This is a genomic window from Bathymodiolus heckerae thiotrophic gill symbiont (assembly GCF_900128515.1).
GTDB lineage: Bacteria > Pseudomonadota > Gammaproteobacteria > PS1 > Pseudothioglobaceae > Thioglobus_A.
Genome location: NZ_FQTP01000091.1, coordinates 1 through 5,224, shown reverse-complemented (window position 1 = coordinate 5,224; position 5,224 = coordinate 1). Strand labels below are relative to the sequence as shown.

Here is a 5,224-nt window from a genome sequence, read left to right as displayed (position 1 = left end):
AGGGGGTACTAAAAAGAGTGCATGATTTGTGAATCTGATTTACGTGTTGTCTTCATTTGAATCTCCTTATGTTTTTATTATAAGAAAGTTCTACTTTTACTGAGTGTTAATTTTTGGGAGGATTACATGTTACTGACAAAAGAGATTTTAAAACTCAGTTCTTATTAAAGTCAGGACAGTTGGCGCCATTGTTTAATCTGTCAACATTGCTCAACTCACGATCCAAGAAAGAGACCATTCCATTTTTAAGCTACTTCTTGCCAGGTAAGGTAGATGATGATAACTCGAGCTATCAGGGGGTTTTTAAGGTTTAATTTTGAGTTTGGCGGGGTTAAAGCAAGGTCAAGGTCAGATGTTATTAAATCTGAAAAACTAACGCTTGATGTCAAAGAAGTAGAAGAAGTTAAAGATACTAGAAAATCTAATAATATAGAACAAAGTATTGATGAACTGCTTGCTGCAGATATGGAAGCATTGAAAGAACTTAATCAAAAAACAGGTCAAAATCTTCCTGATGAAATTAAAACACTAGATGTAAAACTTAAAGTAATAGATCTTGAAAATATTAAGCAGTCGAAATAGTCGCCTACGTGCGACTTCGGCTGCTTAAGATTAATGCCGCTACATTTAAAGACGTACTCTTTCTGATAATGTTAAAATAAAGCTATGTTATTTATAAGATCGGTATTTTTTATTATAGGGGCAACTATAGCCTTAGTTGTGATAGTTTCTTTCGCTCTACTTTTATCCCCATCTTTGAATGTTAAGCAAAGATATGGAATTCTCTCTAAATGGGCTGCTTTCTGTATCTGGTGGATCGGGGTTACAAATAATATTAAGGCCAAGGTTGTTGGTCTGGAAAACATTCCAGATTCGCCTTGTGTTATTGCACCTAATCATCAGTCTACTTTTGAAACAATCTTCCTTCAAACAATATTTCCTCACCAAACTTGGGTGTTAAAACGCGAATTGTTAAGAATTCCATTTTTCGGCTGGGGAATGGCAACTTTGCATCCTATACTTATCAATAGAAGTGAGAAGATTAAATCAATTAAAAAGGTAATTGAACAGGGAACCACCAGGATTAAAAATGGTATTTTTGTTGTAATTTTTCCAGAGGGGACGAGAAAGCCATATAAAAAATTAGGTAAGTATCAAAATGGAGCATCTGCTGTTGCTAAAAGTGCGGAATGCGATGTTATTCCAATTTATCATAATGCTGGACGAATATGGGCCAAGGGTCAGTTTGTAAAGAAGCCTGGAATTATTACAGTTGTTATTGGCAAGCCCATTTCGACAAAAGATATATCAACTTCAACGATAACAAAAACAATTAAAGAGTGGACCCAGGAACAAGAAAGTAAATTTGATAGCTAGGTCAAAAACCTTGTCTTAAATTTTAATATCAAATCCAATTAGTACTTTATGAGAGTTTAGTGGATCATTTGGAGTCTTTATACCTCCATTTGAGACATGATGAAACCTTGTTTCGATACTGTAGTTAAAGTCTTTATTTATATTTAGTTGTAATCCTAAGCCTGCACCGTACGTCCCTCTAATCTTTGAACTTGTACCTGGAATGTTTGCGTTGGTGTAGAGCCCACCACCGCCAATAAGAGCGTAAGGCTGAACTTTATCATTGCTTGTAAGTTGCCACTTGTGGTACACGTTAACTCCTGTCATGTAAGAGCTGTACGGAGCTCTTACAATGTGAACAGGGACTTCAAATAAGAAAGATTTTCTGTACTCGCTATTTTTTTCACTAGACTTGATTGTTTCATGCTGGAGTATAAAGTCATACGTTTTTACAGACTCCTTAGTGCCGCCCCATCCTATATGGGATTGTCCTGACCCAAGTAGCACCCTCCAGTTTTCATCGGATTGATCGGCATAAGAATTTACAGATAGTATTGCTAGCGCAAAAAATGTAGTGATTTTGTTCATTTTAGTTTTTAAGTTGAAGTTCAAGAAGTGTGTGCCCCATGCCCGTATTTTCAATGGTATTAGTAACTTTTAAATTGGCCATTGCAGTAAATTTTAACATATCTGATAGACGATACATTCTACTTGTTCCATTGGCAAGTGCTGTAAAGTACAAGGATGTATTGACTATACAGAATGCAGCTTTATCCATTTCCTGGTTATCCCAATAGGTTTCCAAAATGAATATTTTCCCATTTTTAGAAATAGCTGACGCTGCTCTTTTTAAGATATTAATAATATCATTATCTCCAAAGCAATCAAGAAACTGACTCATCCAAATCACATCATATTCTTTTGGTAAGGCGAGTGAATGATCAAGCATATTAATATGAATTGTATCTATTCTATTAGAAAAACCAGCTTTTGAAATTTCAGTTTTGGCAACAGCCAATTGTTCGAGTATATCAACAATTGTAATGTTTACGTCAGAATTATAATTTGCAGAAATGATTGAAAATTTTCCAGTGTTTCCACCAATATCCATGATTTTTTTTGGGTTATCTTTAAAAACTTGTGGAAGGATTGATGGAAATGCAATATCTGAATAATAATGATCAAATGCAAACCAGCTGCTTTTTGCAGGCTCTGGTAATGATGTTAATGCAGGATAGATAGTATCATAGCTACCAAATATTTTTCTTAACCCTTCAGGCTTTGCGTTGTCAATGCTTTCTTCAAGGTAGAACATCCCAAGATAATTTACATCATGATTGTAATTCATATTAATTTGAGTCATTTCACTGTATAAAAAAACCTTGCCTGTTTTAGTTATAAAGTACTTCTCATTTTTAAATGAAACCACATTGACACTTAGGCATGATTCTAAAAGAACCTTAACTCCATACAAACTCATTTTTATAGATTTTGATAATTCTTCTGGCGTTAGTCCACCCTTGCTTTTGTCTATCTTTTTGAGTAGCCCTCTTTTCCAGGCAATTCTAACCGCTTGAAATGTCATGGGTGAAAATGCTATTTTTTGAGCATCATATATTGCTTCTTGGGCTGTTTGACTGCCTTGTTCAAAAGGGTGTTTTTCTGGTTTCAAATGTTACTCTAATGGTGCATATAAAAAGCCCGCTGAACACTCAAAGTTGCTCAGCGGGTTTTATGGCTAATTTAATTAAACCTTCTTACAGAATGCTTAATTGAATGTTAATGGCTTTTTCTAAGTTTTCAATCCAACCGTTGTAATTAGTATGAATCTTTCCACCTGAATATTTTAGATTCGAACTGTTTACATACTTAATTGAGTAGCTTTTTTTGTCAAATGTAATGTCAACAACTGCAAGATGCTCTCTTAAAGCTAGCTTTCCTAAAATATGACCATCAGATTTTTTACTCATCATCCAGCCAAGTCCAGATCCTGCTCTTACAATTGCTTTTTCAACATTTGATATAGAAACTTCGCCAGGAATCATAGCTGAGTCAACATTTCTAACTGGCGCCGTTCCACAACCTACTAGTAATGCCAGCGTAACTGCAATAATTGATATTTTTCCAAATAAATTAGATTTCATTTTTATTTCCTTGTGTAGTTAAAATAAGAGTTTCAAATAAGATTATAATATATTTTTATCCTATTTATTAATATATTGATGATTCAGAAAAATTTTACCGTCGTAATTCCAGCGTATAACGAAGAAAAAACCATTAGAGATGTTGTAGAAAGAGCTTTAAAGCAATGTGAGATGGTAATTGTGGTTGATGATGGCTCAAGTGATGAAACGATATCTGAGTTAAAAAACTTACCTATTGATCTAATTAAACATAAAACAAATAAAGGCAAGGCTGCTAGTTTATGGGATGGCTTTCAATTTGCATTGAAAAATAAAATTGACTTTATTGTTACATTAGATGGCGACGCTCAACATGCGCCAGAGGATATAGGTCTTTTGATTGACGATAGAGATAGATATCAAAATCATATTATTATTGGCGCTCGTTTGGCAGATAAAGGTGCAATACCCGCTAAACGATACTATGCAAATAAGATTGCTAATTTTTGGATTGCATGGGCGTCAGGATATCCAATTTCTGATAGTCAATCAGGGTTTAGACTCTACCCAGTGAGCCTTTTTAATAATTTAAAAATTTCCATTTCAAAAAATAGTAGCTTTATTTTTGAAAGTGAAATTATTATTAGAGCAGCGAAGAAGGGGATTTATAGTCATGCGGTGGCTATTCCTGCAATCTATAGGGATGATGCTAGACCTAGTCACTTTCAAGGGGTTAGAGATGTAACACTCATTACTTTAATGGTTGGAAAGTCTTTAATTTCTAGAGGGATGTATCCTCAAGGGCTTTATAGGGCTGTAATTAAGCCTGCAGTATTAAACTTTTTTAAATGAAGTTTGATTATGACCGGCTTACAGCTTTATCATCATCAATAGCTGTAATTATATTAACAGCTGGGTTTAGTCTGTTACTTTCATTTGTGCATGTATTATCTATTGCAAAAAGTAAGGAGTGCTCTACTGATAATGCAATAACCACATTAGTGGTGCTAGGGAAAAGATTAGAAAACAATTTACCTGATAATGAATATCTTGATAGGTTGGATCGCGCCAAGCAAGTCTTGAAGGGTAATTTAGATAGCAAGGTTTATATTTTAGGGGGCGTGACTGGTGTGTCTGACATGGCAGAGTCGGAAGTTGGAAAATCAGTACTTATAGACTCCAATATCAACCATGAAAGGATTTTTTTAGAAAAAAAGTCTAAACATACACTGGAAAATTTGAAGAATTTTTATAATTTATCTAGTGATAAAAATCAAGAGGTTTTATTAATAACTAATCGATATCATATGGCTCGTAGTATTATGATGGCAAAAGGATTTAAAATTAATACCCTGAGTTGTCCTGCAGAAGATTCTTTTGAATATACGCTATCAAATATAGGGAGGGTTGTTATTGAGGCTTTTTTCATTAATTTTTACTTAGCTGGAAAATACTGGGCAATTTTGACAGGTAATAATAGAATTCTCGATAGGATATCTACAGTAAATAGGTAAAATTATTGGGTCATGACAACTTAAGCATATTTAAAATCATGTTAAAGTACCGTTATGAAAGTAAAAAACAAGTATGTAAATCGTTCCCATATTTCAGAGAATAGATTTAGAGAAATAATTAAGTATTTTTCTCTTGATTTGAACGCAGTTCAAATCAAGGAATTAACAGGATTGAGCAGACAAACAATCAACAAATATTTAACCGCTATTAGGCTTAGAATTGTAGAACTA

The 5,224-nt window shown here is 33.9% G+C and carries 7 protein-coding genes and 1 pseudogene; 5 read left to right on the top strand and 3 right to left on the bottom strand.

All coding sequences use genetic code 11. The features are described from left to right. The first annotated feature begins 273 nt into the window (after positions 1-273). The gene (locus BTHERMOSOX_RS09025) at positions 274-582 is read left to right on the top strand and encodes a hypothetical protein (RefSeq protein WP_138120746.1); all 309 of its coding nucleotides are present in this window, start codon (positions 274-276) and stop codon (positions 580-582) included. Positions 583-666: 84 nt separating this feature from the next. Further along, positions 667-1,377 carry a lysophospholipid acyltransferase family protein gene (locus BTHERMOSOX_RS09020; RefSeq protein ID WP_138120745.1) on the top strand — a complete coding sequence of 237 codons (711 nt, stop codon included), beginning with the start codon at positions 667-669 and terminating at the stop codon, positions 1,375-1,377. 15 nt (positions 1,378-1,392) lie between these two features. On the opposite strand, the gene BTHERMOSOX_RS09015 is transcribed toward BTHERMOSOX_RS09020, so the two are convergent. The 3 genes from BTHERMOSOX_RS09015 to BTHERMOSOX_RS09005 form a co-directional block, all read right to left on the bottom strand. After that, complete coding sequence (locus tag BTHERMOSOX_RS09015; protein ID WP_138120744.1) at positions 1,393-1,944, bottom strand: acyloxyacyl hydrolase; 552 nt, start codon at positions 1,942-1,944, stop codon at positions 1,393-1,395. 1 nt (position 1,945) lies between these two features. Next, positions 1,946-3,028 (bottom strand): class I SAM-dependent methyltransferase, encoded by a 1,083-nt coding sequence (locus BTHERMOSOX_RS09010; RefSeq protein ID WP_138120743.1) that lies wholly within the window; start codon positions 3,026-3,028, stop codon positions 1,946-1,948. Between the two features lie 85 nt (positions 3,029-3,113). Further along, positions 3,114-3,500, bottom strand: coding sequence for a hypothetical protein (locus BTHERMOSOX_RS09005; protein WP_138120742.1), 387 nt, complete (start codon positions 3,498-3,500; stop codon positions 3,114-3,116). A 78-nt stretch (positions 3,501-3,578) separates the two neighbouring features. Between BTHERMOSOX_RS09005 and BTHERMOSOX_RS09000 the strand changes: the two genes are divergently transcribed. From BTHERMOSOX_RS09000 to BTHERMOSOX_RS08990, 3 genes and pseudogenes are all read left to right on the top strand, one after another. Next, positions 3,579-4,331 carry a glycosyltransferase family 2 protein gene (locus BTHERMOSOX_RS09000; RefSeq protein ID WP_138120741.1) on the top strand — a complete coding sequence of 251 codons (753 nt, stop codon included), beginning with the start codon at positions 3,579-3,581 and terminating at the stop codon, positions 4,329-4,331. After that, positions 4,328-4,993 carry a YdcF family protein gene (locus tag BTHERMOSOX_RS08995; protein ID WP_138120740.1) on the top strand — a complete coding sequence of 222 codons (666 nt, stop codon included), beginning with the start codon at positions 4,328-4,330 and terminating at the stop codon, positions 4,991-4,993. Before BTHERMOSOX_RS09000 ends, BTHERMOSOX_RS08995 begins: the two co-directional genes overlap by 4 nt. Before the next feature lie 54 nt (positions 4,994-5,047). After that, positions 5,048-5,224, top strand: a pseudogene (locus BTHERMOSOX_RS08990) (IS1595-like element ISBaz1 family transposase); the annotation flags it as partial.